34 protein-coding genes are annotated in these 26,933 nt (G+C 64.3%); 13 read left to right on the plus strand and 21 right to left on the minus strand.

Annotation, left to right across the window (positions count from 1 at the left end):
- Window positions 1-6 precede the first annotated feature (6 nt).
- Window positions 7-696: a L,D-transpeptidase gene (locus ACLE20_RS02990; protein ID WP_410938749.1), complete on the plus strand. Its 690-nt coding sequence runs from the start codon at window positions 7-9 to the stop codon at window positions 694-696.
- A 19-nt stretch (window positions 697-715) separates the two neighbouring features.
- Window positions 716-898 carry a DUF2256 domain-containing protein gene (locus ACLE20_RS02995; RefSeq protein WP_410938750.1) on the plus strand — a complete coding sequence of 61 codons (183 nt, stop codon included), beginning with the start codon at window positions 716-718 and terminating at the stop codon, window positions 896-898.
- Between the two features lie 58 nt (window positions 899-956).
- On the opposite strand, the gene ACLE20_RS03000 is transcribed toward ACLE20_RS02995, so the two are convergent.
- Window positions 957-1,154 carry a hypothetical protein gene (locus ACLE20_RS03000; protein WP_410938751.1) on the minus strand — a complete coding sequence of 66 codons (198 nt, stop codon included), beginning with the start codon at window positions 1,152-1,154 and terminating at the stop codon, window positions 957-959.
- A gap of 214 nt (window positions 1,155-1,368) precedes the next feature.
- On the opposite strand from ACLE20_RS03000, the gene ACLE20_RS03005 reads away from it, so the two are divergent.
- The 3 genes from ACLE20_RS03005 to ACLE20_RS03015 all read left to right on the plus strand — a co-directional run bounded on the left by ACLE20_RS03005 (window position 1,369) and on the right by ACLE20_RS03015 (window position 3,344).
- Window positions 1,369-1,533, plus strand: a complete 165-nt coding sequence (locus ACLE20_RS03005; protein WP_037105882.1) for a DUF1328 domain-containing protein — start codon at window positions 1,369-1,371, stop codon at window positions 1,531-1,533.
- 203 nt (window positions 1,534-1,736) lie between these two features.
- Entirely contained in the window at window positions 1,737-2,990 is a 1,254-nt protein-coding gene (locus tag ACLE20_RS03010) for an NAD(P)/FAD-dependent oxidoreductase (protein WP_410938752.1), read from the plus strand.
- Between the two features lie 141 nt (window positions 2,991-3,131).
- The gene (locus tag ACLE20_RS03015) at window positions 3,132-3,344 is read left to right on the plus strand and encodes a hypothetical protein (RefSeq protein ID WP_410938753.1); all 213 of its coding nucleotides are present in this window, start codon (window positions 3,132-3,134) and stop codon (window positions 3,342-3,344) included.
- 15 nt (window positions 3,345-3,359) lie between these two features.
- Here ACLE20_RS03015 and ACLE20_RS03020 read toward each other — a convergent pair whose 3' ends face one another.
- The 5 genes from ACLE20_RS03020 to ACLE20_RS03040 form a co-directional block, all read right to left on the minus strand.
- Complete coding sequence (locus ACLE20_RS03020) at window positions 3,360-3,764, minus strand: TIGR02588 family protein (protein WP_410938754.1); 405 nt, start codon at window positions 3,762-3,764, stop codon at window positions 3,360-3,362.
- A gap of 7 nt (window positions 3,765-3,771) precedes the next feature.
- A complete protein-coding gene (locus tag ACLE20_RS03025) occupies window positions 3,772-4,635 on the minus strand; it encodes a TIGR02587 family membrane protein (RefSeq protein ID WP_410938755.1) in 864 nt (287 codons plus the stop codon).
- A gap of 108 nt (window positions 4,636-4,743) precedes the next feature.
- Complete coding sequence (locus tag ACLE20_RS03030; protein ID WP_410938756.1) at window positions 4,744-5,229, minus strand: BON domain-containing protein; 486 nt, start codon at window positions 5,227-5,229, stop codon at window positions 4,744-4,746.
- Between the two features lie 196 nt (window positions 5,230-5,425).
- Entirely contained in the window at window positions 5,426-5,893 is a 468-nt protein-coding gene (locus tag ACLE20_RS03035; protein ID WP_410938757.1) for a hypothetical protein, read from the minus strand.
- 87 nt (window positions 5,894-5,980) lie between these two features.
- A complete protein-coding gene (locus tag ACLE20_RS03040; RefSeq protein WP_410939149.1) occupies window positions 5,981-6,241 on the minus strand; it encodes a hypothetical protein in 261 nt (86 codons plus the stop codon).
- Window positions 6,242-6,461: 220 nt separating this feature from the next.
- Between ACLE20_RS03040 and ACLE20_RS03045 the strand changes: the two genes are divergently transcribed.
- Window positions 6,462-9,506, plus strand: a complete 3,045-nt coding sequence (locus ACLE20_RS03045) for a PAS domain-containing protein (protein WP_410938758.1) — start codon at window positions 6,462-6,464, stop codon at window positions 9,504-9,506.
- 51 nt (window positions 9,507-9,557) lie between these two features.
- On the opposite strand, the gene ACLE20_RS03050 is transcribed toward ACLE20_RS03045, so the two are convergent.
- Window positions 9,558-9,965 carry a cupin domain-containing protein gene (locus tag ACLE20_RS03050; protein ID WP_410938759.1) on the minus strand — a complete coding sequence of 136 codons (408 nt, stop codon included), beginning with the start codon at window positions 9,963-9,965 and terminating at the stop codon, window positions 9,558-9,560.
- A 140-nt stretch (window positions 9,966-10,105) separates the two neighbouring features.
- Entirely contained in the window at window positions 10,106-11,077 is a 972-nt protein-coding gene (locus ACLE20_RS03055; RefSeq protein WP_410938760.1) for a PRC-barrel domain-containing protein, read from the minus strand.
- Window positions 11,078-11,475: 398 nt separating this feature from the next.
- Here ACLE20_RS03055 and ACLE20_RS03060 point away from each other — a divergent pair, with 398 nt between their 5' ends.
- Together ACLE20_RS03060 and ACLE20_RS03065 are read left to right on the plus strand one after the other, a co-directional pair.
- A complete protein-coding gene (locus tag ACLE20_RS03060; protein WP_323106001.1) occupies window positions 11,476-11,631 on the plus strand; it encodes a DUF3309 family protein in 156 nt (51 codons plus the stop codon).
- A 53-nt stretch (window positions 11,632-11,684) separates the two neighbouring features.
- Window positions 11,685-11,933, plus strand: a complete 249-nt coding sequence (locus ACLE20_RS03065; protein ID WP_323106002.1) for a YMGG-like glycine zipper-containing protein — start codon at window positions 11,685-11,687, stop codon at window positions 11,931-11,933.
- A gap of 95 nt (window positions 11,934-12,028) precedes the next feature.
- On the opposite strand, the gene ACLE20_RS03070 is transcribed toward ACLE20_RS03065, so the two are convergent.
- Window positions 12,029-12,238, minus strand: a complete 210-nt coding sequence (locus ACLE20_RS03070; protein WP_410938761.1) for a NepR family anti-sigma factor — start codon at window positions 12,236-12,238, stop codon at window positions 12,029-12,031.
- A gap of 190 nt (window positions 12,239-12,428) precedes the next feature.
- Between ACLE20_RS03070 and ACLE20_RS03075 the strand changes: the two genes are divergently transcribed.
- A complete protein-coding gene (locus tag ACLE20_RS03075) occupies window positions 12,429-13,226 on the plus strand; it encodes a response regulator (RefSeq protein WP_410938762.1) in 798 nt (265 codons plus the stop codon).
- Between the two features lie 45 nt (window positions 13,227-13,271).
- Here the strand turns inward: ACLE20_RS03075 and ACLE20_RS03080 are convergent, their stop codons facing one another.
- Together ACLE20_RS03080 and ACLE20_RS03085 are read right to left on the minus strand one after the other, a co-directional pair.
- Window positions 13,272-14,399 (minus strand): AI-2E family transporter, encoded by a 1,128-nt coding sequence (locus ACLE20_RS03080; protein ID WP_410938763.1) that lies wholly within the window; start codon window positions 14,397-14,399, stop codon window positions 13,272-13,274.
- Window positions 14,400-14,578: 179 nt separating this feature from the next.
- Window positions 14,579-15,640 (minus strand): ornithine cyclodeaminase, encoded by a 1,062-nt coding sequence (locus ACLE20_RS03085; protein WP_410938764.1) that lies wholly within the window; start codon window positions 15,638-15,640, stop codon window positions 14,579-14,581.
- 122 nt (window positions 15,641-15,762) lie between these two features.
- Between ACLE20_RS03085 and ACLE20_RS03090 the strand changes: the two genes are divergently transcribed.
- On the plus strand, window positions 15,763-16,191 hold the full coding sequence (locus tag ACLE20_RS03090; RefSeq protein ID WP_410938765.1) for an Lrp/AsnC family transcriptional regulator: 429 nt from the start codon (window positions 15,763-15,765) through the stop codon (window positions 16,189-16,191).
- 9 nt (window positions 16,192-16,200) lie between these two features.
- Here the strand turns inward: ACLE20_RS03090 and ACLE20_RS03095 are convergent, their stop codons facing one another.
- A complete protein-coding gene (locus ACLE20_RS03095) occupies window positions 16,201-16,371 on the minus strand; it encodes a hypothetical protein (RefSeq protein ID WP_410938766.1) in 171 nt (56 codons plus the stop codon).
- A gap of 229 nt (window positions 16,372-16,600) precedes the next feature.
- Between ACLE20_RS03095 and ACLE20_RS03100 the strand changes: the two genes are divergently transcribed.
- Complete coding sequence (locus ACLE20_RS03100; RefSeq protein WP_410938767.1) at window positions 16,601-16,981, plus strand: hypothetical protein; 381 nt, start codon at window positions 16,601-16,603, stop codon at window positions 16,979-16,981.
- A gap of 63 nt (window positions 16,982-17,044) precedes the next feature.
- Here ACLE20_RS03100 and ACLE20_RS03105 read toward each other — a convergent pair whose 3' ends face one another.
- Window positions 17,045-17,389: a RidA family protein gene (locus tag ACLE20_RS03105; RefSeq protein WP_410938768.1), complete on the minus strand. Its 345-nt coding sequence runs from the start codon at window positions 17,387-17,389 to the stop codon at window positions 17,045-17,047.
- A gap of 231 nt (window positions 17,390-17,620) precedes the next feature.
- Here ACLE20_RS03105 and ACLE20_RS03110 point away from each other — a divergent pair, with 231 nt between their 5' ends.
- Together ACLE20_RS03110 and ACLE20_RS03115 are read left to right on the plus strand one after the other, a co-directional pair.
- On the plus strand, window positions 17,621-17,788 hold the full coding sequence (locus tag ACLE20_RS03110; RefSeq protein WP_410938769.1) for a hypothetical protein: 168 nt from the start codon (window positions 17,621-17,623) through the stop codon (window positions 17,786-17,788).
- Window positions 17,785-18,258 (plus strand): CPBP family intramembrane glutamic endopeptidase, encoded by a 474-nt coding sequence (locus ACLE20_RS03115; protein WP_410938770.1) that lies wholly within the window; start codon window positions 17,785-17,787, stop codon window positions 18,256-18,258. The genes ACLE20_RS03110 and ACLE20_RS03115 overlap by 4 nt, the downstream gene beginning before the upstream one ends.
- 50 nt (window positions 18,259-18,308) lie before the next feature.
- On the opposite strand, the gene ACLE20_RS03120 is transcribed toward ACLE20_RS03115, so the two are convergent.
- From ACLE20_RS03120 to ACLE20_RS03155, 8 genes are all read right to left on the minus strand, one after another.
- Entirely contained in the window at window positions 18,309-19,694 is a 1,386-nt protein-coding gene (locus ACLE20_RS03120) for a sensor histidine kinase (protein WP_410938771.1), read from the minus strand.
- Window positions 19,691-20,365: a response regulator transcription factor gene (locus ACLE20_RS03125; RefSeq protein WP_410938772.1), complete on the minus strand. Its 675-nt coding sequence runs from the start codon at window positions 20,363-20,365 to the stop codon at window positions 19,691-19,693. The genes ACLE20_RS03120 and ACLE20_RS03125 overlap by 4 nt, the downstream gene beginning before the upstream one ends.
- 74 nt (window positions 20,366-20,439) lie before the next feature.
- Window positions 20,440-20,712 (minus strand): PepSY domain-containing protein, encoded by a 273-nt coding sequence (locus ACLE20_RS03130; protein WP_410938773.1) that lies wholly within the window; start codon window positions 20,710-20,712, stop codon window positions 20,440-20,442.
- Between the two features lie 44 nt (window positions 20,713-20,756).
- Window positions 20,757-21,797, minus strand: coding sequence for a peptide ABC transporter ATP-binding protein (locus tag ACLE20_RS03135; RefSeq protein WP_410938774.1), 1,041 nt, complete (start codon window positions 21,795-21,797; stop codon window positions 20,757-20,759).
- The gene (locus ACLE20_RS03140; protein ID WP_410938775.1) at window positions 21,794-22,810 is read right to left on the minus strand and encodes an ABC transporter ATP-binding protein; all 1,017 of its coding nucleotides are present in this window, start codon (window positions 22,808-22,810) and stop codon (window positions 21,794-21,796) included. The genes ACLE20_RS03135 and ACLE20_RS03140 overlap by 4 nt, the downstream gene beginning before the upstream one ends.
- Window positions 22,810-23,703: an ABC transporter permease subunit gene (locus tag ACLE20_RS03145; RefSeq protein ID WP_410938776.1), complete on the minus strand. Its 894-nt coding sequence runs from the start codon at window positions 23,701-23,703 to the stop codon at window positions 22,810-22,812. The genes ACLE20_RS03140 and ACLE20_RS03145 overlap by 1 nt, the downstream gene beginning before the upstream one ends.
- Before the next feature lie 131 nt (window positions 23,704-23,834).
- Window positions 23,835-24,839 (minus strand): ABC transporter permease subunit, encoded by a 1,005-nt coding sequence (locus tag ACLE20_RS03150; RefSeq protein WP_410938777.1) that lies wholly within the window; start codon window positions 24,837-24,839, stop codon window positions 23,835-23,837.
- An 84-nt stretch (window positions 24,840-24,923) separates the two neighbouring features.
- Window positions 24,924-26,519 carry an ABC transporter substrate-binding protein gene (locus tag ACLE20_RS03155; RefSeq protein WP_410938778.1) on the minus strand — a complete coding sequence of 532 codons (1,596 nt, stop codon included), beginning with the start codon at window positions 26,517-26,519 and terminating at the stop codon, window positions 24,924-24,926.
- Between the last annotated feature and the right edge of the window lie 414 nt (window positions 26,520-26,933).

A 26,933-nucleotide genomic window follows, 5' to 3' on the forward strand; every position in this document is an offset into this window, starting at 1 on the left:
TGCCCGATGCCCCTCCCGTCACTGTCTCGCCGCTTGCTGCTGCTCGGCTTCGCTACCTCCGCGCTCGCCTCCTGCTCGGCCTCCCTGCCCCGCTCGGCGCCGGTTCCCCAGGCCGTCCGCCGGCCCATCGTCCCGCCGACGCAGGACGAGCTGATGGTTATGTATGGTCCGGTGGAGGATGGTGGCTTCCTCATTCCCGCCGTCCCCTTCGAGCGCGTCGATCCGCGCTTCTACCGCCAGCGGGTTCTGGACCCGACCGGCGAAACGCCCGGCACGGTGGTGGTCGATACGCCCTCGCGCTTCCTCTATGTCGTCGAGCCCGGCGGCACGGCGATGCGTTATGGCGTCGGCATCGGCCGCGATGGCTTTGCCTGGCAGGGCGAAGGCGTCATCCACTGGCGCCAGCCCTGGCCGCGCTGGAAGCCGCCGAACGAGATGGTCGCCCGCCAGCCCTCGCTCGCCCGCTATTCCATCGAAAACGGCGGCATGGAGCCGGGCCTGAAGAACCCGCTCGGCGCCCGCGCCCTCTATATCTTCCAGAACGGACAGGACACACTCTACCGCCTGCACGGGACGCCGGAGTGGAACTCGATCGGTACGGCGACGTCGTCCGGTTGCGTCCGGCTGATGAACCAGGATGTCATCGATCTCTACGCCCGCGTGCCCTACAAGGCGCGGATCGTCGTGCGGCAGTAGCGAGATCCGGAGCTGGCCGATGGCGAAGATGGTGCGCAAGGGAGATCTTCCTGTCAAAACCTGTGCCGTCTGCGGCCGGCCGTTCACTTGGCGAAAGAAATGGGCGAAGGACTGGGAGCAGCTGCGCTACTGCTCCGATCGCTGCCGGTCTGCCCGTAGCGCCGCGAAACTCTCCAAGGCCGGCGACGGACCGAAGGCATGAAAAAGGGCGCCACGACGGCCGCCCTCTGTCTCAGCGAACGAAGGGGAAGATCACCCTTTCAATGATGCCGGCGGCTGCGCTCCGCCGTGTCCAGCTCGTCAAGCAACTGCTCGAAGCGGCCTTCAGTGCGCGGCGTCTCACCATTGAAATAGAGATCCTTCAGCGTTCGCCCAATGTGGCTGTTGTCCCCCGTGCGGTTTGCCGGACGTGACGAAGCCAACGCAGATTTCCATATGTTCGAGATCGATACGGTCATGTTCGTCGCTTTCGCAAAGTGTCCAAGTGCTGCCTCAACGCCGCCTAGAAGGTGAAGTTCCCGTATGAGCATCGTCCAAGCGTGCCAAAATGGGCCGATCTTGCAATTTATGGTGAATGCTTGGTTAATGGTCGCGATCACGGACCGAATTGGGCTTAGGAACAAACTTGTGATCGATGCGTTGAGGAGCATCAGTCACAGAGAGGAGCCACCCATGCTTTACTACGCACTTGTTTTCCTGGTCGTCGCGATCATCGCCGGTGTTCTTGGCTTCGGCGGTATTGCTGGCGCTTCCGCTGGTATTGCCCAGATTCTTTTCTTCCTGTTCCTGGCCTTCCTGGTCATCTCGCTGGTCGCCGGCCTGATGCGCCGGACCTGAGACAGGACCGTTCAGATCCGTTCCCGAAGGGGAGTGCCGCGGCACTCCCCTTTTTCTTGTCCGGCGGGACGAGGATGCGCCGCGCTTGCAGGGTGCAGGGGGCTTGGCTATTCAGGAGACCGGCCCTCCCGCTTGGGAACCGGCACGGCACGAGGCCGGGCGGTCAGTGGACGGCGAAACGGTCAACAAGGAGTTTGGCGCGCATGAAGGCAGATGTGGTCGTTCTCGGAGCGGGGATCGTCGGGCTGTCGACCGCGATCCATCTGGCGCGGCGCGGCAAGTCGGTCCTGCTGGTCGATCGCCGCGGCGTCGGCGAGGAGACCTCCTTCGGCAATGCCGGCCTCATCCAGCGCGAAGGCGTCGTCCCCTACGGCTTCCCCCATGATTTCGGTGCGCTGTTCCGCTACGCGCTGAACAACACGATCGACGCGCATTACCACGTCAAGGCGCTGCCCGGCCTCGTGCCCTTTTTGATCCGCTACTGGTGGAACTCCGGCTTTACCCAGCATCAGCGCATTGCGCGGCTCTATGCGCCGCTGATTGAAAACTCGATTACCGAGCATGACGACCTGATCAAGGCCTCCGGTGCCGACAATCTGATCCAGCGGGACGGCTGGATGAAGGTGTTTCGCACCGAAAAAGCGCGCGACGAGGCCTATCGCGAGGCGGAACGGCTGTCGACCGGCTTCGGCGTCCACCATCAGAAATTGTCGAGCAGCGAGATCAAGACGCTCGAGCCCTCGATCCGGGCGGAGCTTGCCGGCGGCCTGCGCTGGACCGACCCCTGGTCGATCCGCGATCCGCACAGCCTCAACAAAGCCTATCTCACCTATTTCCAGTCGCTGGGCGGGCAGATCGTCGCCGGCGATGCGGCCACCCTCGAACATGTGCTGGAAGGCCCCGGCTGGCGGATCGCCTCGCCGGAAGGGCCGATCGAAGCCTTGGAGGTTGTCGTGGCGCTTGGCCCCTGGGCGGATACGGTGACGCGCAAGCTTGGTTACCGCTTTCCGCTGGCCGTCAAGCGCGGCTACCACATGCATTATGGCTCGCAGGAGGGCGCGCAGCTCAACAACTGGGTGCTGGATGCCGAGAAGGGCTATTTCCTGGCGCCGATGCTGCGCGGCATCCGCCTGACGACCGGCGCAGAATTTGCCACGCGCGATGCGCCGAAGACGCCGGTCCAGCTCGACCGCGCCGAGCGCGTGGCGCGGGATTTCTACCCGCTGGCCGAGCGGCGCGATGCCGAGCCCTGGATGGGCGCCCGCCCCTGCACGCCCGACATGATGCCAATCATCGGCAAGGCGCCGCGCCACCAGGGCCTTTGGTTCGCCTTCGGCCACGCTCATCACGGCATGACCCTCGGTCCGGTCACCGGCCGGGCGCTCGCCGAGCAGATGACCGGGGCGCGCACCGTCGTCGATCTCGCGCCGTACCGGCCGGAGCGCTTTCTCGCCTAATCGTGTCAGCGGGGGATGGTACCGCTCCAAGCGGTCTTCGATTCGAAAACCGTCAAGTTTCTTTTGTGAGGAACGAACGGAGCGATGTGCCGTTTCGAGCCACGTCTGGTGCCGGTTATCGGTCCTGCAGGAGTGGCTCTCGTGAAGAAACAGATCATCGAAATTGCCGGCGAGGCCGTCGGTGCGCTCATGCCGGAGGGCGATGCATTCCGGTTCATGGCGGTCAAGTTCAATGTCTGGCCTTTCGACGGCGAACGCTTTGCCAGCCATCATGAGGCATTGCGCGCCCTGACCGCCCATCTCAACGACAATGAAGCGACCGCTCCGGACACTCCGGAGGCCTGGGCCTCGTGATGACAGAGCGTACGCTTACGGATCGCGATAGCCGGACGCGCGCAGCTCGAGCTCGAAGCGCGAGGGATCGTTGGTAAAGATCAGCGCGCCCGCGGCTTGTGATTGCGCCGGCACGTAATCGAAGGCCACCTCCCGCTCCTCGACCGGCTGACCGTCCTTCATCAGGCGGCCGGTGACCGGTACTTCGGCGGCGGTCTTCTTGCCACCATTGACCACGATGAAGGAGAGCGCGAAGCCCTGCGCCGTCGCGCGGGTGGTGGTGGGCGAAACGCTGAGATCGGCCACGGCGCCGCGGGCGGCAAAGCCATGAGCGGCGATGACGGCGATCAGGCCGACAACGAGGACGGTCGAGAGGAGACCGGTTGCCCATTCGATCCAGTGCGGGTTGCGCGAGACGCGCTTGCTTGCTTTTCCAGCCATTATCGCCTCACAAGATCAGCCGGGCGGCGGCGGCGCCAACGGCTCCGGGAAACCCGAGAACGATCATCGACATCAACACCGGCATGGAGCCGGCACCGTCCAGCCGGCCGAAACTCCACAGCGAATAAAGGCTGATCAACAGCGCGATCACATAGCCGGGCAGCGTGAAGCGGATCAGCGCATGCCACCAGGGCGTCGCCGCGTCGAGCGCATGGCCGCCCTTGAAGGAGACGGCATAGACGAAGCCATGCATGACCGCGATGGAGAGGAGAATGGTCAGGAAAGCGTGCCAGGGCGTCATGATATAGGAGATGAGCACCATCTCCTCCGTCGGCGCCATGTTGAGATTGAGAAACAGCGCGCCGACCGCCATCATGAAGAGCTCGCTGCCATAGCCCATGCCGGGCTCGTCCTCCTCGGCCTCGTCCTCGCCGCCGCTGCCGAGCTGGCTGCGGCCAAGCAGGGCGCCGATGCCGGCCGGTACCGCCTGGATGGCGATGGTTCCGACGATATCCTCGAGCGAATCCTGAGTGTCGAGCAGGCCGAACAGAGCGAGGATCAGCGCGCTGGCGAGAATGCCCAGCGCATAGGCGACCATGGCATCGCGAACCCCTTCCCGCCAGGTGAAGGTGCGCTCGAAGCCGATGCGATGCGCGATGCCGATCAGCAAAGGAATGGCGAGGATCATCAGCGTCATCAGCCGCCAGCGATCCATCGCATGGCCGAGATCCCACATTTCCATGGTCATCTGCATGGGCAGGGCGAAAAGCAGCGCGCCGGCGAGCCCCCGGCCAAGGCCGACCAGAAACTCGCTGGCGTGGAAACCTTGATCACCGGACGTTTCCTGCTGCTCTTCAGCCCCCTGCCCCACAGCCCCTCTCCTCAAGCCTGTCCCCTCCGTTCCGATCCACAGATCGAAAAAGGCCGCCGGCGCTCTAAGAGCGCCAGCGGCCAGCTTCGCAAGTCGTGGCTTTCGCCGTCAATCGTTCCAGTCGCCTGGAATGCCGGCATCCACAGCCTGGGTGGTCAAGCCGTTGCGCACGGCCGAGATTCCGGCGGTGCGGTAGACCAGCTCCTCTACGGCGCGCCGATCTTCCAGCGTTTCGACGAAGCCGGACAGTTCTGCGATGCCGCGACGGACCTTGACTTCGACGCCGGAGGTCTCGATCTCGTGATCCTCCAGGGCGTTGGCGATCGCATCCTCGATCGCATCGTCGTCGGAATCCGCACCCGGGTCGTCGGTCAGAAGATCCGGGCCGCCTTTGCCGAAATTCACGCTCTCGTCGCTCGGCTGGAAGCCAGGATTGCCCGTTTCGTCGAAGGATTCATCGGTCTCGCCATAGCCGGCGTTCTCGATCTTGGTCTCGGAGCCTGAGACGCCGTCGGCATAGGGCCAGCCCTCGCCGATGTCGCGCTCCTCGTAATCGCGATAGTCTTCTTCGCGGCGCGTGGTTTTCTCGATCATGACGGGTCCTTCCCTTATGAGGTGATGTGCCGCGCCTTCGTGGTCGCGAGCGGGCGTCTGCCAAGAAACCGCCGAGCGCGGCTTTTGTTCACTGCGGACGCAGATTCGCGACGCCCGAGCCGCGGCTCGCCTTGGGAAACGAAAAATGGCGAGGCCGAAGCCTCGCCATTCGTTGATCTCAAATCTCTGTCCGCGCTTAGTTCTGCGGAGCCGGAGCGGCACCGGTGGCCGGAGCTGGGGTAGCAGCCGGCGGGGTCGACGGTGCCGTAGCATCGGGAGCGGCCGGAGCGGTTGCATTCGGGGTTGCGGCCGGGGTGTCAGCCGGGGCAGCGGGCGTGGTCGTGTTGGCGGCCGGCGGCGTTGCTGTGTCGGAAGCCGGAGCGGGCTGCGTCGCGGTGTCGGAGCCGTTGTTCATCTCGGCCGGCAGCCAGACGAGCAAGGCAAGTGCCAGGCCGGCGAGCAAGATGATCAGGATCGGCCAGCTGCTGCGGCGCGAGGCGGTCACCGGTGTATTGATATCGACCGAATTGTTGACGATCGGATCATTGACGGGGCGGGCAAGCGGGTCGGCGGCGCGGGCTTCCTCACGAGCCGTCGCACTGTCGGCGGGCCAGGTGGTCGGATTGGCAGGACGCTTTTCGTTCGGGTCGAAGCGCTGGTTCATGACGGGCTTCCTTTCGGTCTCTGTTGGAGCCGGATCCTCCCGGCCTGTGACAATTTAACGCGACCAATGCGCGAAGGTTCCGCGGATTCAATCCTGTTCGCGCGTTCCAGGTGCAGCTTCGCGCTGATCGGCATCCTCAAGGTCGCTGGCGACGATGTAGGCATCGCCATGTTGGCGGGCTGCTTCCCGGCGTGCGGCGAGCGTCGCCGTGTCATCGGGGTCAATCGCCGTTTCATCCTCGCGATCGTGAAGCTGGCTATCGCTCTCGATCGCCTCCGGCGCATGCGGGGCGTCGAGCGGCCGGTCGTCGCGATCCTGACCTGGAGCAACTGTCTTCGAACTGTCCATTGTTATGATCTCCTTCTGCCGCATTGGCGGTTGTGATGGCCCAACGCGGCGGCGGCGCATCGGTTCCTGTCCGCGCTTGTCAATCGCGGGAACTGCGTTAGTCATCACTTTCCTTTAAATCCATGAAGGGACCAATCCGTTTGCGGGTCAGGCTGCCAAATGGTATGTGCCCGCGGATTTTTCTCGGCCACCGGCCGTTGCTGAAAGTGCCTGCCCACCCATGGATACATCCAATCCAGTGCCGCTGATCTTCATCGATGCCGAAGAGACCGTGACCGGCTGGAGCGATGGGGCCGAGTTCATGCTGGGCTGGCAGGCCGCCGATGTGGTGGGGCGTCCGCTCCAGAGCCTGCGTCCGGAGGGCGACGAGCGCTTCCGGACGCGCGACGGGCGGCTTGTCGACCTGTCGATTTCGACCGTGGCCGCGCCCGGCGGCCTGACGGCGCTGGCGCTGCGCGCCCATCAGAGCCTGCGCGAGCAGCTGGAACTGACGCTGTCCCATAGCGAAGTGATCGGCACCTGGGACTGGGACATCGGACGCGACCGGGTCATGGTTGATGCCCGCTTCGCCGCGGCCTTCGGGCTCGATCCGGACGAGGCGCGCGACGGGCTGCCGCTCGAGCGCTTCACCGCCGGCATTCACGATGCCGATCGCGAACGCGTGGCTTCCGAGATCCTGCACACGCTGACCAATGGCGGGCTGTTCACCAGCGAATACCGGGTTCACCATGCTGATGGCCGCCTGCGCGAGGTCGCGGCGCGCGGCCGCTTTGTGCCCGGCGTCGAGGGCCGTGCTGCACGCCTTCCCGGCGTCCTGTTCGACGTGACCGAGCGCCGCGAGGCCGAGCGCGAGGCGATGCGTCACCAGGGCCGCTACCGCTCGCTGTTCGAGCGACTGGATGCCGGCTTCTGCATCATCCGCATGATCTTCGATGAAGACGGCAAGCCCGTCGACTACGAATTCCTGGAGGTCAATGCCGCCTTCCGGTTCCAGAGCGGCATCGAGGATGCGGTCGGCCGGCGCATGCGGGAGATCGCGCCGCATCACGAGCAGTTCTGGTTCGACCTTTACGGCAAGGTGGCGCGCGACCAGGAAGCGATCGCCTTCGAGAACCCGGCTTCGGAGCTCGACGGCCGCTGGTTCGAGGTCCAGGCCTTTCCGATTGACGGGCCGGGGAGCGGCCATGTCGCGGTCCTCTTCAACGACCGCTCCAGCCAGAGGCGCATGGAGATGGCGCTACGAGCGAGCGAGGCCGAGTTCCGCACGCTCTCGCAGTCGATGCTCAACCATGTCTGGACCGCCGACCCCGCCGGGCGGTCGACCTGGTTCAACGATCGCGTCTATGATTTTACCGGCTGCGGGCCGGAAGACATGCCGGAGGGCCTCACCCCCTTCATTCACGAGGACGACCGTGCGTCGGCGCTATCCGCCTGGCAGAACGCGCTCGAGACCGGCACGCTCTACCAGACCGAATATCGCCTGCGCCGCAAGGATCACGTCTATCGCTGGCATCTGGTGCGCGCAGTTCCCGTTCGTGACGAGGCCGGCCGCATCCAGCGCTGGATCGGCACGAATACCGACATCGAACATGCCAAGCGCAACGAGGCGGCCCTGGCCGAGCTCAATGCCACGCTGGAAAGCCGGATCGAACAGCGCACCAGCGAACTGATGATCACCCAGAAGGCGCTGCAGCAGTCGCAGAAGATGGAGACGATCGGCCAGCTGACCGGCGGCGTCGCCCATGACTTCAACAATCTGCTGCAGGTGGTGGCCGGCAATCTGCAGCTTCTCGCCCGCGACGTCGCCGGAAATGAGCGCGCCGAGCGTCGGGTGACCAATGCCCTGGCCGGCGTCAGCCGCGGGGCGAAGCTCGCCAGCCAGTTGCTCGCCTTTGGCCGCCGCCAAGCGCTCGAGCCGAAGGTCATCAATATTGCTCGCTTCCTGAACGGCATGGACGATCTCCTACGCCGCTCGATCGGCGAGGCGGTGGAGGTGGAAACCATCGTCTCGGGCGGCCTCTGGAACACCTTCGTCGATCCGACCCAGGTGGAGAATGCGGTGCTGAACCTCGCCATCAATGCGCGCGACGCGATGAAGGGGGCGGGCACGCTGACGATCGAGGTAGCCAATGCTTCGCTCGATGCCGATTACGCGCGCGCGCATGCCGATGTGGAGCCCGGCCAATATGTCATGGTGGCGGTGACGGATACGGGAGCCGGCATGACCCCGGAGGTGCTGGAGCGGGTCTTCGACCCCTTCTTCTCCACCAAGCCCGAAGGCAAGGGCAGCGGTCTCGGCCTTTCCATGGTCTATGGCTTCGTCAAGCAATCGGGCGGCCATGTGAAGATCTACAGCGAGCTGGGACAGGGAACGACGGTGCGGCTTTATCTGCCCCGCGCCCATGCCGACGAGGATCGCGAGGTCGCCATCAAGGCCGGGCCGATCGTCGGCGGCAACGAGACGATCCTGGTGGTCGAGGATGACGAGGCCGTGCGCGAGACGGTGGTCGAGACGCTGTCGGAGCTCGGATACCGCGTGCTCACCGCGCGGGATGCGCAGGCCGGCCTGACGGTGGTCGAAAGCGGCATCCCGATCGATCTCGTCTTTACCGATGTCGTGATGCCCGGCCCGCTGAAGAGCCGTGAAATGGCGCGGCGCGCCAAGGAACGCCTGCCGGAACTCGTCGTGCTCTTCACCTCCGGCTATACGGAGAACTCGATCGTCCATGGCGGCAAGCTTGATGCCGGGGTCGAGCTTCTCTCGAAGCCTTATACAAGGGAGGCGCTGGCCCGGCGGCTGCGCCATTTGCTCGCCAATCGTGATCAGGCCCGGATGGCGGCTGGCTTCGCCCCGCCCAGTCGAGGCAGCGCCGACGCAGCGCAACGACCAGCGGATGGGACGGTGAAGGTGGAGGGACCCTGCCGGGTGCTGCTGGTCGAGGATGATGACCTGATCCGCATGAACACGGCCGACCTTCTGGACGAACGCGGCTACGAGGTCTGCGAAGCGGCGACGGCCGGCGCTGCGCTGGCGCTCTTCGAAAGCCGGGAGATCGATGTGCTCGTTACCGATCTCGGACTGCCCGACATGCCGGGCAGCGAGCTTGCCCGGCGAATCCGGGCCGTCAAGCCGCAGATCGGCGTGGTCTTCGCCACCGGCGACAGCCACCTGCCTGCGCAGGCAGTCGACAAGGCCGTGCTGCTCGGCAAGCCCTATGACGGCGCACGCCTTGAACGGGCGGTGGAGGCGGCCCGCAAGGCGTAACGGGCCGATCAGAGGCAAGAGGGCGCACGCAACGCCCCTCGCCCGACGCGTTCAGTCGGAGACCCGTGCGCTATAGTCCGTGTCGCTGACCTGCTCCAGCCAGTCGACCACCTTGCCGTCCAGCGCTTCGGCGATGGCGATATGGGTCATGGCGGTGGTCGGGGACGCGCCGTGCCAATGCTTCTCTCCGGGCCAGAACCAGACGATATCACCGGGGCGGATCTCGACGACCGGCCCGCCTTCCCGCTGGGCGCGGCCACAGCCGGCCGTGACGATGATCGTCTGTCCGAGCGGATGCGTATGCCAGGCGGTGCGCGCGCCCGGTTCGAAGGTCACGGTGACGCCGGTGAGGCGGGCTGGCAGCGTGGTCTTGAAGGCGGCATCGAGCCGCACGGTGCCGGTGAAATAATCCGGCGAGCCCGGGGTGGACGGCACGGAGCCGGCGCGGGTGATGTTCATCGCGATCTCCTGCGGAGGAAAGAGGCGAGCAAAGTTGCCCGGCCGGACGCCATTGTCATCCCCGCCGCGGCAAAGGGCAATGGCGCGGCGGGGTCGGTTGACCGGGGTCGGTCGAGCGGCTCTCGGCGGAACCCTGCCCGTTACGGCTTCGGATTGGTGAGCAGGATGGACGAGGGGTTCGCCTTGTAGGCCTTCTCCTCATAGGCAGGCTGCTTCTCCAGCTGCTCCTTGGTGAAGGGCGAATAGATGGTCATCGCGCCCTTGGCATCCGCCATCACCTGAATGTCGCGGGCGCTCATGGCCACCGGCTTCTCGCCGAGCCCCAGGAAACCGCCGACATCGATGACGTAGGCCTCCAGTGCGCCGTTGTCCCCGAGGATCACATCGCCGACCTTGCCGATCTGGCTGTCATCGGCCTGCTTGACCGGCGTGCCGATCAGCTTGCCGGCGCTGAGCATCGCGGGGTCGACCGGTTTCAGCTCGTCATCCGGCGGCACCGTGCCGTTGCCGGCCGGATCGAGCGGCGCATCGGGATCGGTCATGTCCGGCGTCGTTCCCGCAGCCGGCGTCTGCCCCGCCGCGCGGCTGGCCGCCGCGCTGGCGCCAGCGGCATCGAGCGGCACTTCCGTGTTCTCCGGGGTCGCGAGCGGCGCGCTGCCGGTCTGTGCGGGAGCGGCGGCATCGCCGGTGTTGACTGCGGGATCCATGACCGGCTTCATCTCAAAGGGCGGTGCAGCGAGGAGGTCGGTCTTGGTGACCGAGGCAACCAGGATGCGTTCGCCGTCACGATCAGACCAGGTGACCCGGTCGAAATTGATCGCCACGTCCTTCTCGCCGATACCTAGAAAACCACCAACGCCGACAATCAGCGCTTCCGTGCCGCCGGTCGGGTTGATGACCACGTCGCGCACCTTGCCGATCGATTCGCCCTCCTCGTCGCCGCCCGCATAGACGGTCTTGCCGATCACGGCGGAGGCAAGCATCTGCTCGCCGGCTGAACCGGCCGTCGAGGATTGCGCCGAAGGCGCAGGGGCGGCCTGCTGCTGGGCGACGGCGGCGGTGGCGAGGCCCGCGGCAAACGCGGTGCCGGCGAGGAAAGACTTGAGAATCATCGGAAACTCCTTGGGAAACAGGACGGACAAGGCGCGACCAGTCCTGTGGGATGAAGAACCGGCGTGAAGGGGATTTTGATCCGGGCGCGGAACGGAAGCTCGGCTGGACCCGGCGCCGGCCCTCATGGCCGGGGTGAAGACAGGACAGGACTTCGCATTCCTTCTCGCGACCTCCCTCGTGTTTCACGGCCCGCTAACGCGCCGAGCCGCGCAAAAGTTCCTCGTCGACACAGGCCGGAACGCTTTGGAGAGGGCGGAGACAACCCCTCGCTGTGGGGTGGGCGCGATGCGGATCAGCGCTCCATCATCAGACGCTCACAAAGATGCAAGTGTGTGGAACAAAAGCGGGAATGCCACGTTTTTGCCTCGCACTTCGATTGAACCCGAAAGGACCTGCCATGCTCGGCACAATCCTCCTGATCATTCTTATCCTCCTCCTGATCGGCGCGCTGCCGAACTGGGGGCATAGTCGTAACTGGGGCTACGGTCCCTCGGGAGGACTGGGCCTAGTGGTGATCATCCTTCTCGTTCTGGTGTTGATGGGACGAATCTGAAGAAGCCCTGCGCATCACCCCTGTTCATTTTTGTCTAGCTGAAGGAAATCATCATGAAAAAAGCTCTTCTCGCCGTCGCCCTCATCCTGCCGCTCGCCGCTTGCTCTGAAACCGAGCGCGGCGCGGCCATCGGCGCCGGTTCTGGCGCCATCATCGGTGGCGTTGCCACCGGCAATGTTCGTGGCGCCGCTGTCGGTGCTGCCGTCGGCGGTGTTGCCGGCGCCCTGATCGGCCGTGCCAACGAGCCGGGCCGCTGCTACTATCGCGACCGCTATGGCCGCCGCTACATCGCCGCCTGCTGATCGCAGACGGATCTAACGGAAAAGCCCCGGTCCTGGCCGGGGCTTTTCCATGTCTTGCGCGCACAACACCGTTCCCGAGATGGCGGCGGCAGCGCCTAGTCCGTTCCGCCTCGTTCTGCCCTGTCCAGGCGCTCGAGAAGGTCGAGGAAGATGTCCGGGATCGGCTCCTGTTCGACGGAGGTATAGAGCGCCTTCAGCTTGTCGGCGATCTGACTGTCGAGTGCGACCGACCCGCTGGCGACCACGGCCGCGCTGTGCGGCTTGACGGGACGATCGCTGCGCGGCTTGGCAGGACGATCTCCCATCCTAGATCTCTCCTCGGACCGGTCGTTTCGAATTTAACACTTTGCTTACTATCCCTTTCGGCCGCCCGGAAATGCGCCCCGCAAACTTTTCATCCGCGGCGAAACATGGTCAAACGCTTGAGGCCCGACTCGGGAACCCATGAGCGACAGACCTGTCACGCAGGCGATACCATACTGAAGGACGTCTCAAATGTCACTTTCCACGCGGATCGCCGCTCACCTCCCCTATCTGCGCCGCTTTTCCCGCGCCATTACCGGATCGCAGACATCGGGTGACGCCTATGTCGCGGCCGTGCTGGAAGCGCTAATCGCCGATCTCTCGCTCTTCCCCGCCGCCTCCAGCGACCGGGTCAGCCTGTTCAAGCTCTACTGCACGCAGTTCGATACGATCAGCATCGAGTTGCCGGAGACGGACTCGCCCTTCGGCTGGGAGAAGAAGGCTGCCGCCAATCTCTCGCGGATCGCCCCGGATGCTCGCAAGGCCTTCCTGCTCGTCTCCGTCGAAGGCTTCACGCGGGCGGAAACCGCCGAGATCCTCGGTATCTCCGAGGAGGAAACAAACCGTCTGATCAGCGCCGCCTCACAGGACATTGCCCGGCAGGTGGTGACCGAGATCCTGATCATCGAGGACGAGCCGCTGATCGCCATGGATATCGAAGACATGGTCAAGAGCCTCGGCCATGGCGTCGCCGGGGTCGCGCGCACCCATAGCGAGGCAGTCGAACTCTTCCACCGGACCAAGCCCAAGATGGTGCTGGCCGATATTCAGCTTGCGGATGGAAGCTCGGGCATCGACGCGGTGAACGAGATCCTCGCGAGCACCACCGTCCCGGTGATCTTCATCACTGCCTTCCCCGAGCGGCTGCTGACCGGCGAAAAGCCGGAGCCCGCCTTCCTCGTCACCAAGCCCTTCAATCCCGACATGGTGAAGGCGCTGATCAGCCAGGCTCTGTTCTTCGACGAGAACGCCCAGGCCGGCCGGGCCTAAGCGCCGGCTGAAGGCCAAACCCCGAAACAAAGGGTCGATAGGATCTCAGCCCGGCAGCTGGCGCTCCGGCGGCCGGGTGCGGACCTCGTTGAAGATCGTCATGGCGATCAGCGACAGGGGCATGGCGAGCATGGCGCCGACTGCGCCCCACATCCAGGTCCAGAAGATGATGGCGACGAAGATCAGGAAGGGATTGATCTCCAGCCGGTGGCCGAGAATCGCGGGTGTGACCAGGTTCTCCATGACCAGATGCAGGAGGAAGAACAGGGTCGCAGGCAGCAGCGCGAAGAACAGCGCGTCATGCGTCATCAGCCCGGCGCAGGCCAGCGCGAGCGTCATGGCGGTGACGCCGAGATAGGGGATGAAGCTCGAGACGAAGGCGAAGAGGCCCCAGAGCGCGGCCGCCGGCAGGCCGCCCAGAAAGGCGATCAGCGCCGTGATCGTGCCGAGCGTCAGATAGATCAGGCTGGCCGTCGAGAAGTAGAAGCCGACCGCACTTTCGGTCGCATTCATGACGCGGATGGCCGCCAGCCGACGGTCATGGGTGGCAAAGCCCATGATGATCGTCTTGCGCAGATGCGCGCGGCCGAGCAGGAACAGGCCGAGAGCGGCGAGGAAGATCAGCGTCTGCACGAAGGCGGGTGTGATCCCGGCGGCCACGACGCCGAGCATGGCGCCCGCATTGGCGATCGCCATGTCTGCCATGGCTTTCTCATCCGCACCGGCAATAGCCCGTCGCGCCCATTCGAAGCGTTCGAGATAGGGCAGGACGCGCTGCACGCCCTTCTCGATCAGCGACGGCATTTCAGCGGCGATGTTGGAAAGCGGGTCGATGAGTTCGTTCATCAAGAAAAAGATGAGGATCACGAAGAGGATGCCGAAGGCGAGGCCGCCCAGCGCCGGCGGCAAGCCGAAGCGCTCCAGCTTGTCGGCCGCCAGGCCCAGCACCATGCCAACCACGATTGCCAGCGTCACCGGCATCAGGATCGATTCCATCGTGTAGACCACGGCGGACATGGCGACGACGAAGGTGCCGACGATGCTCCAGGCGACGACGAGGTCGAGACCACTCTTGGGTGTGAAGTCCAGCGCCTCCTCGCTCGGCGTCGCAGCCGGGATCTCGCCCTTCTTCTTCGCCTTGAAGAGCGCCCGCTCTGGTATCGCCGATGCCATCCCCCCACCTTTCCTGGTCACGCATGGTCAATCGACCAAGGCGTTCTGTCTCTCAGCCTCGCCATGAGGCGCGCGCGCGAACGTGGCGCAAGGACTGGTCGCCCCGCGACGCTGAGGAACGCGGAGAAGAAAGGAAAGTTCCAACTTACTAAAAGAGGAGAAAACCGCAACACCACACGTCAGGCGTGCTGAGCGCGGAGCAGCATGCCGAAGAGATCGCGTGGTTCGTCGGGATCGGCGACGAGATCGAGTTCCTCGAAGAAGCACGTGCCATCCAGCTTCGAGCGGACATAGCGCAGCGCTGAGAAATCCTCTGTCGCAAAGCCGACGGAATCGAAGAGGGTGATCTGGCCAGGATCGCGGCGCCCGTCAGCCTTGCCGGCAATGACCTGCCAGAGTTCGGTGACCGGATGGTCGGGCGACAATTGCTGGATCTCGCCCTCGATGCGGGTCTGCGGCGGATATTCGACGAAGATCTCGGACCGATGCAGAATATCCGGATGAAGCTCGGTCTTGCCAGGGCAATCGCCGCCGACCGCATTGATGTGGATGCCGGCGCCGACGAGGTTATCGGTGAGGATCGTCGCATATTGCTTGTCGGCGGTCACCGTGGTGACGATCTCCGCCCCCTGCACCGCCTCCGCCGTGCTGGCGCAGAGCGTGATGTCGAAGCCGAAGCCTTCGAGATTGCGGCGGCACTTCTCGCTGGCCGAGGGATCGATGTCATAGAGGCGGAGCCGGTCGATCCCAAGCAGCGCCTTGAAGGCCAGCGCCTGGAACTCGGCCTGGGCGCCATTGCCGATGATTGCCATCGTCCGCGCGCCCTTTGCCGCCAGATGCTTGGCGGCCACGGCCGAGGTGGCGGCGGTGCGCAGCGCTGTCAGGATGGTCATTTCGGTGAGCAACACCGGATAGCCGCTTTCGACATCGGCAAGCACACCGAAGGCAGTCACCGTCTGGAGGCCGTTGCGCGTGTTCTTCGGATGGCCATTCACATATTTAAACGCATAGGCCGCGCCATCGGAGGTCGGCATCAGCTCGATGACCCCGTCCGGCGAATGAGCGGCGACGCGCGGGGTCTTGTCGAAATGCTCCCATCGACGAAAATCTGCCTCGATCACGTCCGAGAGCTCCGTCAGGAACCGTTCGATCCCGACCGAGAGCACCAGTTTCATCATGTGATCGACACTGACAAAGGGAACGACATTGAGCTTTTGGGCAACGGGCGGTTTGGCGAGCATCTGCGGGTCCCTCTGCTGTCCGAAGAGAGCCCAGCATAACCCGGCGTGGTGCTGCCCGAAATCGCGCGCCTGCGGCAAATCGTGCTATGGATCACGCAAATCGCTGAGGGAGATAGGACAAAGTGACTGTTCGGCTGGATGACCTCGATCGCCAACTCCTGGCGCTGCTGCGCAGCGATGGCCGCGCGCCGGTCTCGAAGCTCGCCGATATTCTGGGCGTGACCCGCGGCACGATCCAGGCGCGGATCGACCGGATGCTGGCGCAGGGCGCCATCCTCGGCTTCACCGTGCGCGCCAGAGAGGAGCATGACGGCTCCGGCGTGCGAGCGATCATGCTGATCGAGGTGACCGGCAAATCGACCAGTGCCATCGTCCGGCGACTGCGGGGCTTTCCCGAAATCCACAAGCTCCACACGACGAACGGCGCCTGGGATCTCGTGGCCGAGATCAGCGCCGCATCGCTTCAGGATTTCGATCGCGTGCTGCGTGAGGTGCGCACGATCGATGGGGTGCTGAACAGCGAAACGAGCATTCTGCTCACCGCCGTCTGAGGCTACCGCTCAGTAGCGTTCCGGCGGGAAGATCCGCAGGGTGACGGAGAAGAGGCCGAGGCCTAGAAGGACGACCATCAGGGTGCGCGCCACATCGTCCGAGCTTGCGGAAAAGGCGCCGAAGGCGAGAGCGGCACAGACGAGCAGAATCATCCCGATGCGCGGGAGCCAGTAGAGCATGGTAATATCCTCGGAACAGTGGATGGAACCGGCCGCGGCCTGCTTCCGCATCGTCGCGCCTGCGTTCTTTCGCATAATAGAACGCGCCGATCGACTGCTTGTTCCATGATGATCGAGAAGATCCTCCTCTAGCGCTGACCGGCAGGGTGCCACGCGCCTATCGATTGCCGGAGGCATGATCCGCCCTCGCTCAAGGCGCGTAACGATCCCGTCGGGAATGGAGAAGCGCATGCGAAAGACCGTGTTGATGTTAAGCATCCTTTTGGCCTCCGCCGGCCTCGCCACGGCGGAAACGCTGAAGGAAGCCGAGATTCGCGAGAAGATCATTGGTCGCACGATCTATCTCGCGGCGCCGATGGGCGGCGAATTTCCGCTGAACTATGCGTCTTCCGGGACGGTGAGCGGCGACGGCGACGCAGTCGGCCTCGGCAAGTTCATCAAGCCGAAGGACAACGGACGGTGGTGGATTCAATCCGACAAGCTCTGCCAGCAGTTCAAGACCTGGTATGACGGCAAGAGCATGTGCTTCGAGCTGTCCGATGCCGGCCCCGGCAAGGTGAAGTGGGTGCGTGATAATGGCGAAACGGGCATTGCTCGCATTGGCGAGTAGACTGCGTTGAGGCGCAAGATGGGCGCCCGCCCGCAAGGCGGGGCGCCCTGACCATGTCGCGGCTCAGAGGGCTGCGACGACGATGATTTCGACCAGATATTCCGGTCCGGCAAGCTTGGATTCGCCGGTGGCGCGCGCCGGCGCATGGCCGGCCGGCACCCAACCATCCCAAACGGCGTTCATCTTCTGAAAGTCAGCCATGTCGGCCAGCCAGATGGTGGCGGAGAGGATGCGGGTCTTATCTGTGCCGGCGGCGGCGAGCAGCCGGTCGATCTGCTCGAGGACCTGACCGGTCTGCGTGGCGACATCATCGCCCGGCTTGCCGACCTGGCCGGCCAGATAGACCGTGCCATTGTGCACGACGGCCTGGCTCATACGGGGCCCGGTCTCGAAACGCTTGATATCCATGGAAAGCTTCCTTTTTTCACCGCTCGGCACAGCCAGAGCTTGAGGATGACACGCGCGGCTTACAGGGTTTTGGAAGCAAGAAAAACCCCGTTCTGCCCGCGGCGGCGGGGCGGACCACAGGCGCGAAAGCCAGCATATCCGGCAAGGCTATTCGAGACGCATGAATCCGCTCGTCAGATTTAGATTTTTCTTATATTCATGCGCCGCTGTGTATGCCGAGGTTGCGCGCCAATGTCCCTCCGTTCGATCAGGCAGTCCTGCGTGGAGCGTGCCGAAAGCCTTTCACCTGCCGGTGCCGCGGCCGTCCTCCTCTCTTTCCTACTCGGCTACTACTACTGGGCCAATCTCGTCCGCATCGACTTCGCAACGCTGCTCTTCGAACTGCTGTTCCTGGGGTGATCATCCTCTCATCCCGATACAGCTTTCAGATCCCGATCGCGCAGCTGACAGGCAGGATCGATGTCCCCGAAAAAGAGCATTGGCGCCTCCTCGCCTTCGCACTTGCCGCCATTGTCGCGGTTCGGATTACCGTGAAGCTCTGGGCGCGCTCAATCGATCCAAGTTACGATTTCGTGGATCTGACCGGTGAGACTATCTTCGACCTCTGCGTCCTCCCGCCACTCTTCGAAGAACCTATCTTCCGCGGCATTGTTCTGACGGCGGTCTGTGTGCTGTTCCGAGATCGTGTCGTCCCGATCTTCCTCTTTTCCTCGGTGATCTTCAGCGCGATGCACGATGTCAGCTATGCGCCTCAGCAGGTCGGCACATTCTGCCTGAACCTGATCACAAGCGTCGTGGCGCTCCGAACCCGGTCGCTCAGCGCCAGCATCCTGCTTCACGCCACCTTCAACGCCTTCGGATTCGTCTGAGGCATCCAAGGCTGGCGGTGGCTTGCACTGACGACCGAATGCTTCGTTCCTCAGGCCTCGATCTTCGTCGCCGGCTGCTCCTCCGCGGCAAACTCGACGCGCACCCGGGTTCCCCTGCCCTGGTCGCTGTCCACCACCAGCCGCGCTTGGTGGAGCTCGGCGATGCGTTCGACGATGCGCAGGCCGACGCCCAGCGCGTCCGAGCTCTTCGTGCGGCCGCGTTCCAGCACTTGGGTCGGAGAGTGGCTGAAGCCGGGACCATCGTCGACCACCTCCAGCACGGCGGGGGCTGCCGCGCGCACGGTGATATGCGTGCCCTTGGGCGTGTGCTTGACCGCATTGCCGACGAGATTGCTGACCGTGTTCTCGATCAGCGCCGGGACGCCGCGGATCGGGCTGATGCCGCTCTCGCCGACGAATTCCAGCGTGCGTCCGCTCTCGAAAACATAAGGGGCGAGCGAGGCGACGCTGTCGCCGGCCATGGTCTCGAGGTCGACCATGCGGAAGGCGCTGGCATCAACGACGTCGAGCTTGGCGAGCGAGGTCAGCTGCTCCAGCATGTGGGTCAGCGCATCAAGGTCCTTCTCCGCCTTGCGGGCGCGCGGATCGTCGATGCGCTCCAGCTCCATGCGCACCACGGCGACCGGCGTGCGGATCTCATGGGCGATCGAGGTGGAAAAGATCTTCTGCGACTGGATGAGATCGGCGACGCGGTCGAGCAGGCGGTTGACGGCACCGGCGAAGGTTGCCACCTCGCGCGGCATGCCCTCGATCGACAGCGGCTGCAGCGCCGCGCGCGGATCGATCCGGTCTGCCTCCTTCGCCGCAGCCGTGACCGGCTTCAGCGCCGCGCCGACGGAGAGGATCGTGGCGCCCGCGACCAGGCCGAACATCAGCGGCATGGGGATGATGAGATGGTCGCGAAGCTCGTGCAGAAGCACGCCGGCAACGAAATTATGCGGATCGCCGAGCACCGCCAGCTCGACGAAGATCTCCCGGCCGCCCATGCGGAAGGAGCGCCCGCCCGCGACGCTGAGCGGCTTGCCGGCCGCGATCTCCCGCTGCCACAGGTCCGGCGGGTTGACCTCGATCGGCAGGAAGTGGCGCTGGCACATTTCCTCGCAATTCGAATAAAGCACGGCGCCTGCCGCCGTGCGCACGCGTACGAAAATGCCACCCTCGGTCTCGCCCTCGCGCATGGTGTAGCGCTCGAGGAGGCCCGGGCTCATGACGAAGGAAAGCCGGTCGTCGGTGGCGACGATGCCGCTTGCCAGACGCTCGGTCTCTTCCGCGATGATCGAGCCGGCCAGATCCTCGTCGTTCGACCAATATTGCAGGATGACGATGCCGAATTCGAGCATCAGGGCCAGCATGGCGAAGATCACGATACGCCAGGCGACGATGCTGATCAGCGAGCGGTTGGTGAGCGTCGTCACGGGTCGGCCTGCAGCATGTAGCCGACACCGCGAACGGTGACGAGATTGGCCTGGGCGGGGAGCGGCTGCAGCTTCTTGCGCAGGCGCGAGACGGCAAGCTCCAGGGCGTTCGCCGTCATCTCCTCCCCATATTCGGAAAGGGTGAGTTCGAGCTTCCTCTTCTGGACCACGCGGCCGGCATCCCGCATCAGGAGCTCGACCAGCGCGCGCTCGCGCGGGGGCAGTGGAACGGGCGCACCGGCACAGCTAAGCTCCGCCGTCGCGGGATCGAAGCGCAGGTCGCCGCATTCGAGCACCGGCTGCAGGGCGGTCGGGCTGCGGCGCAGCATGGCGCGGCAGCGGGCCAAAAATTCGCGGTGATGGAACGGCTTGACCAGATAGTCGTCCGCTCCAGCATCCAGCCCCTCGATCCGCTCCTCGATCGACCCGCGGGCGGTGATGACGAGAACGGGCAGATCCTTGTGATTGCGGCGGATGCTGCGCAGCAGATCGAGCCCGTTGCCATCGGGCAGGCCGAGATCGAGGAGGACCAGATCGTGCTCGCCGAGCGAGAGGGCTGCCTCCGCATCGGCGATCGTCGTCACCGCATCCAGCCGCCAGCCGGCCTCGCGCACGGTCTCGCCCAGGAGTTCGGCAAGACGGGCACTGTCCTCGACGAGAAGAAGGCGCATGAAGGGGATCCGGTTTCAACTCGAGCGGAGATTAACAGCTTTGAGCGCGGGGAAAAGCGGCGAGACGCCGCCGACTATCGATAGGTCTCCGCATGCATCACGTCGCCGGTGATGGGGTTCATTAGGATTTTGGCCCTGAGGTGGTCGATGGTTCGCCCATGCAGCGCATAGCACGTGCCCTCGACCAGCACCTCATCGATGTCGCGATAACCGGCCTCGCCGGCTCTTTGCGCGATTGCCTCGCGGCTCATCCATCGTTCGCGCGGCGCGGCTGTGCAGCGTTCCTCTGCGGCGAAAGCAGAGAGGGCAGCAAGGGCAACGACCAGCGCTGCGAGGAGGACGGGCATCACACACTCCGGGGAAACATCCCAGCGATGCCCGATCCTTGCCGTCAGGAAGCTGTCGAACTGCCCTCCGGCGGCGATGGCGGGACATCGCCGAGCGGATGGTAGCAGGCGAAGTGATGATCCGCTGTGCCAGCCAGCGCCGGCATGATCTCACGGCAGCGGTCCGTCGCCTTCCAGCAGCGCGGGTTAAAGGGACAGCCGCTTGGGGGGTTCAGCGGCGACGGCAGCTCACCCTTCAGCTCGATGCGGCGGCGCTCGCCCTCCGGATTGGCGATCGGCGTCGCGGAGAGAAGGGCTGCGGTGTAGGGGTGCTGCGGGGCCGCGAAGACCGCCTCTGCCGAGCCGGTCTCGACCGGCCGGCCGAGATACATGACCATTACGTCATCGGCGATATGGCGCACGACCGAAAGGCCATGCGAGATGAAGAGATAGGCGAGGCCCATCTCCTTCTGCAGGTCCATCAAGAGGTTCAGCACCTGCGCCTGGATCGACAGGTCGAGCGCCGAAACGGGCTCGTCGAGCACCAGCACCTTCGGCCGCAGCATCAGCGCGCGTGCAATCGCAATGCGCTGTCGCTGACCGCCGGAAAACATGTGCGGATAGCGGTCATAATGCTCGGGGCGGAGGCCCACCTTGCGCATCATGTCCTCCACCTTGGCACGCCGCGTGGCGGCATCGTCGGAGGTGTTGATCTTTAACGGCTCTTCCAGCAGCGTGCCGACCTTCTGGCGCGGATTGAGCGAGCCGTAGGGGTTCTGGAAGACGATCTGCACGAGGGACCGCAGCGAGCGGTCGCCGACGCGCGCTGGCTTGCCGTCGATCAGCAGCTCGCCGCCGCTCGGATCCTCGATCATGGTGACGAGGCGGGCGAGCGTCGACTTGCCGCAGCCGGATTCGCCGACGACCGCGAGCGTGCGGCCGGAGTGAAGCTCGAAGGTGACGCCGTTCAGCGCGCGGACGGTGGCGGCCGGCTTGAACGGTCCGCGCTTGACCGAATAGAAGCGCTGCAGGTCGCGGCCGCTGACGACCGGAACGGATGCGGCAAGGCTGGCGATGGGGCCGGCGGTGGGATTGGTGTTGCTCATCGGGCATCCTCGCTGGCAAGTTCGACGGTCATCGTCGGGTGGTTCTGCGGGATTCCGCCGATCAGGGGATAGTTGCAGAGCGCCTGGCCGAGCTCCGGCCCCTGCTTGACCACGGTGCGCCGACAGAGATCGGTGGCAAAGGCGCAGCGTGGCGAGAAGAGACAGCCCTCCGGTCGGTCATGCTGGCCGGGCACCACGCCCTGGATCGAGGGCAGGCGCTCGCCGACCCGGGCGCGCTCCGGCAGCGAGGCGAGCAGCGCCGCCGTATAGGGATGATGCGGATCGCGGAACAGCGCCTTGACCGGCTGCTCCTCGACCTTCTGTCCGGCATATTGCACCTGCACGCGCTCGGCGGTTTCCGCCACCACGCCCATGTCATGGGTGATCAGCACCAGCGCCATGCCGTGCTCCTCACGCAGCCGGATCAGGAGATCGAGGATCTGCGCCTGGATGGTCACGTCGAGTGCGGTGGTCGGCTCGTCGGCGATGAGGAGCTTCGGATTGCAGGCGAGCGCCATGGCGATCATGACGCGCTGGCTCATGCCGCCCGACATCTGATGCGGGAAATTGCCGAGCCGGTCCTCCGGCGCCGGGATACCGACCAGCTTCAACAGCTCGATCGAGCGTGCCCGCCGGGCGGCGCGGTCGAGGCCCATATGGATGCGCAGCGTCTCGCCCAGCTGGTAGCCGACCGTGAAGCAGGGATTAAGGCTCGACATCGGCTCCTGGAAGATCATGGCGATGTCCTGGCCGATGATCTTGCGACGCTCACGCGCCGAGAGTTTCAAAAGGTCGCGCCCGTCGAAGACCATGCGGTCGGCGGTGATGCGGGCCGTCCAGGGCAGAAGGCCCATGACGGCGAGCATGGAGACGGACTTGCCGGAACCGGATTCGCCGACGATCGACAGGATCTCGCCCTTGTCGCAGGCAAGCGAGACGCCATCGACGGCGCGGAACACGCCGGTGGAGGTCTGGAACTCGACAGTGAGGTTCTGAATATCGAGAAGCGGCATCACGACCTCTTCAACTTGGGATCGAGGGCATCGCGCAGGCCATCGCCCATCAGGTTGATGGCGAGCACGGTGATGAGGATGGCAAGGCCGGGGAAGGTCACGACCCACCAGGCGCGCTGGATGAATTCGCGCGCCTCGGAAAGCATGGTGCCCCATTCCGGCGTCGGCGGCTGGGCGCCCATGCCGAGGAAGCCGAGCGCGGCCGCGTCGAGAATGGCGGCGGAGAAGGCGAGCGTCGCCTGCACGATCAGCGGCGCCAGACAGTTGGGCAGGATGGTGAGGAACATGATGCGCCAGATGCCGGCGCCGGCCACCTGCGAGCCGATCACGTAATCCTTGCTGCGCTCGGTCATGACCGAGGCGCGGGTGAGGCGGACGAAATGCGGCAGGTTGACGAGCGAGATCGCCACCATGGCATTGAGCAGGCCCGGCCCGAGCACGGCAACGAGCACCAGCGCCAGGAGCAGCGAGGGAAAGGCGAGGATGATATCCATCACCCGCATGATCGCCGTATCGACCCAGCCACGGAAGAAGCCGGCGATCAGCCCGATGAGGACGCCGGAGACGACCGAGAGACTGACGACGACGAGGCCGATGAACAGCGAGAAGCGCGCCCCGTAGATCAGGCGGGAGAGAATGTCGCGCCCCACGGCGTCCGCGCCGAGGATATAGCTCCACTGGCCGCCGGCGGCAAAGACCGGGGGCATGAGAAGCGCTTCGCGGTTCTGTTCGCTCGGGCTATGCGGCGCGACGAAGGGCGCAAAGATCGCGACGAACAGGATGATCAGGAAGACCGCCAGTCCGATGACGGCGCCCTTGTTGCGGGAGAAATAGTACCAGAACTCCGCAGCGGCGGAGGGATGGCTCGTCGTCTTGGCGGTGGCCATGCTCATTGTGTGCTCCTGGCCTTTGCTACGAGGGCAAAGAGAAGAAAACGGGTCGGGCGGGGCTCGGCGCTTACACCGCACGCCCCTCTCCCGGATGCGGCGCGCCGGAAGCGTCGCCGCGGTTCGCGTGTCAGCCTCTAGTGACGGATACGCGGATTGATGAAGCCGTAGGTGACGTCGACCGCCAGATTGACCAGCATGATGACGGCGGCGATCAGCAGCAGGCCGCCCTGCACCACCGCATAGTCCCGCTTGAACACCGCATCGACCATCCACTTGCCGATGCCCGGCCAGGAGAAGATCGTTTCGGTCAGGATGGCGCCGGCAAGCAGCACGCCGACCTGCAGGCCGATCGTGGTGATGACCGGGATCATAGCGTTGCGCAGGCCGTGGATGCCGATCACCCGGAACGGCGAGAGCCCCTTGGAACGCGCGGTGCGCACGTAATCCTCGCTCAGCACCTCGAGCATGGCCGAGCGCGTCTGCCGCGCGATGACGGCGAGCGGGATGGTGGCAAGCACGATGGTCGGCAGGATCAGATAGGAGAGCGCGGAGCGGAAGGCGCCGGACTGACCGGAAAGCAGGCTGTCGATCAGCATGAAGCCGGTGGTGGGCGGGAAGAAATACATGAGCGAAATCCGGCCCGAAACCGGCGTCCACTGCAGATAGCCCGAAAAGAAGATGATGAGCAGCAGGCCCCACCAGAAGATCGGCATGGAATAGCCGACCAGCGCCACACCCATCACAGACTGGTCGAACCAGGTGCCGCGCTTGACGGCCGCGAAGACGCCGGCGGGCACGCCGAGGGCGACCGCAAGGAGGATCGCGCAGAGCGACAGCTCGAGTGTCGCGGGGAACAGCGCCCGGAAATCCTGCAGCACGGGCCGCTTGGTGACGATGGAGGTACCGAGGTCGCCCTGGACCACAGAGCCGAGATAATCGAAATACTGCACATACATCGGCCGATCGAGGCCGAGATCATGCATGATCGCCGCATGACGTTCTTCCGACATCACCCGCTCGCCGGACATCAGCATGACCGGGTCGCCGGGAAGCAGGCGGATGAAGGAGAAGGCGATCAGGGAGACGCCGAGGAAGGTCGGGATCAGGACCGCGAGGCGCCCGAGAATAAAGCGGAACATTCACTTCTACCCAAATGATCCGGCGGCCAGGTTGCCCCGACCGCCGGCAAAGGCCCGGCGGGCCGGGCGTTGTCTTGAAGACGCTTATTCGGCGATGTCGACGCCTTCGAAGCGGTGGATACCAAGCGGGTCCATGACGAAGCCAGTGACCTTCTTGGAGATGGGCGTGAAGCCGACCGAGTGATCGATCGTTGCCCAGGGTGCTTCGCGCTTGAAGATGACCTGCGCCTCTTCATAGAGCTTGGTGCGCTCGGCCTGGTCGGAGGAGGCCTTGGCAGCCTTCACGACCTTGTCGAATTCCGGATTGCACCACTGCGCGCGGTTGTTGCCGCCAACAGCCTCGCAGCCAAGCAGCGTGTCGAGGAAGTTGTCCGGATCGCCATTGTCGCCGGTCCAGCCGAGGATGGCCGCGCCGTCGCGGTTCTTGTCCTTGGAGAGCTTCAGGTACTCGGCCCACTCATAGGAGACGATCTCGACCTCGACCCCAACCTTGGCAAGGTCGGCCTGCATCAGCTCGGCCGCGCGACGCGCGTTGAGCATGTAGGGACGCGAGACCGGCATAGCCCAGATCTTCATCTTCAGACCCGAAACGCCAGCCGCTTCGAGCGCCTTCTTGGCGGCCTCCGGATCGTATTTGTCGTCTTCGATCTTGTCGTTATAGGACCACATGGTCGGCGGGATCGGGTTCTTGGCAACGGACGCCGCACCCTGGAACACGGCGTCGACGATCGCCTGCTTGTTCATGGCCATATTGAGCGCCTTGCGCACTTCCGGCTTGTCGAACGGAGCCTGGGTGGTGTTGTAGGCGAGATAGGCAACGTTGAGGCCCGGCTGTTCGAGGACGGTCAGGTTCTCGTCCTTCTTGAGGTCCGCGACGTCGGCCGCATTCGGATAGGGCATCACATGGCATTCGCCGGCCTTGAGCTTCTGGGCGCGGACAGACGCATCGGTGGTGATGGCGAAGACCAGATCATCGACCTTCTGCTTGCCGTTCCAATAGTCGGGATGGGCCTTGTAGCGAATGACCGCGTCCGGCTGATAGGCGACGAAGGCGAAGGGACCGGTGCCGAGCGGCATCTGGTTGAGCTGCGCCATATTGCCGTCGGCAGCCAGCTTGTCGGCATATTCCTTCGAAAGGATCGAGGCGAAGTCCATGCCGAGATCGGCGAGGAACGGCGCTTCCGGACGGTTGAGCGTGAACTTGACCGTCAGGTCGTCCACCTTCTCGACTGCCTTGATGAGGCCCGGGAAGCCCATGCCATCGGCATATTCCCAGGCGCCGCCGGCAACATATTTGTTCCACGGGTTGTCGGCCTTGAGCTGGCGCTCGAAGGAGAAGACCACGTCGTCGGCCGTCAGCTCGCGGCTCGGCGTGAAGAAGTCGGTCGTCTGGAATTTGACGCCCTTGCGCAGCTTGAAGGTATAAACCGTACCATCGTCAGAAATGGTCCAGCTTTCGGCAAGACCAGGCTCGATTTCGGTCCCACCCTTCTTGAACTCGACCAAGCGGTTATAAGCGGTGCGCGAGGACGCGTCGAAGGTCTGGCCACCGGTGTAGAGGCCCGGGTCGAAGCCTTCCGGAGAGGCTTCAGAGCAATAAACCAGGGTCTTGGACCAGGCCGAGCCGGCCATCAGCGTCGCGAGCGCACTGGCCGCGACCAGCGTAAGAAGCTTTTTCATGAACGATTTTCCCAGTTTTGTTCTTCGTTCTTCGTCATTTTTTCGAGCAGCAACCAACACCGCCCATCCGTCGCAGATGGAACGACATTTGTCAGACTATTGCAATAACGCCGCTTCAAATTTTGTCCAAGCGGAAAAATAACCCAATCCTTACCTTATCCACGACAGATGATTCCTTTGGAGCGATGGCCACCGCACAAGCGTTCTCTTCTGTCAATCCCAAGTGGCCCGGATAGTCGGCTCAGGAATGATGTGGCAAGACCGCTCTTGCGGGGACCGGGAGGATCTGGAGGACGCAAGAGCCATACGGGGTGGCAGCCGCGACTCAAGGGATCCTCCCGACCGTTTCCCACTAGTTTTTTTGAAACAGGCCCGTATGATTTTGCGGAGGCTCGCGTGTAGGTAGTTGCTTAC

This window comes from Rhizobium sp. YIM 134829, from assembly GCF_046546455.1.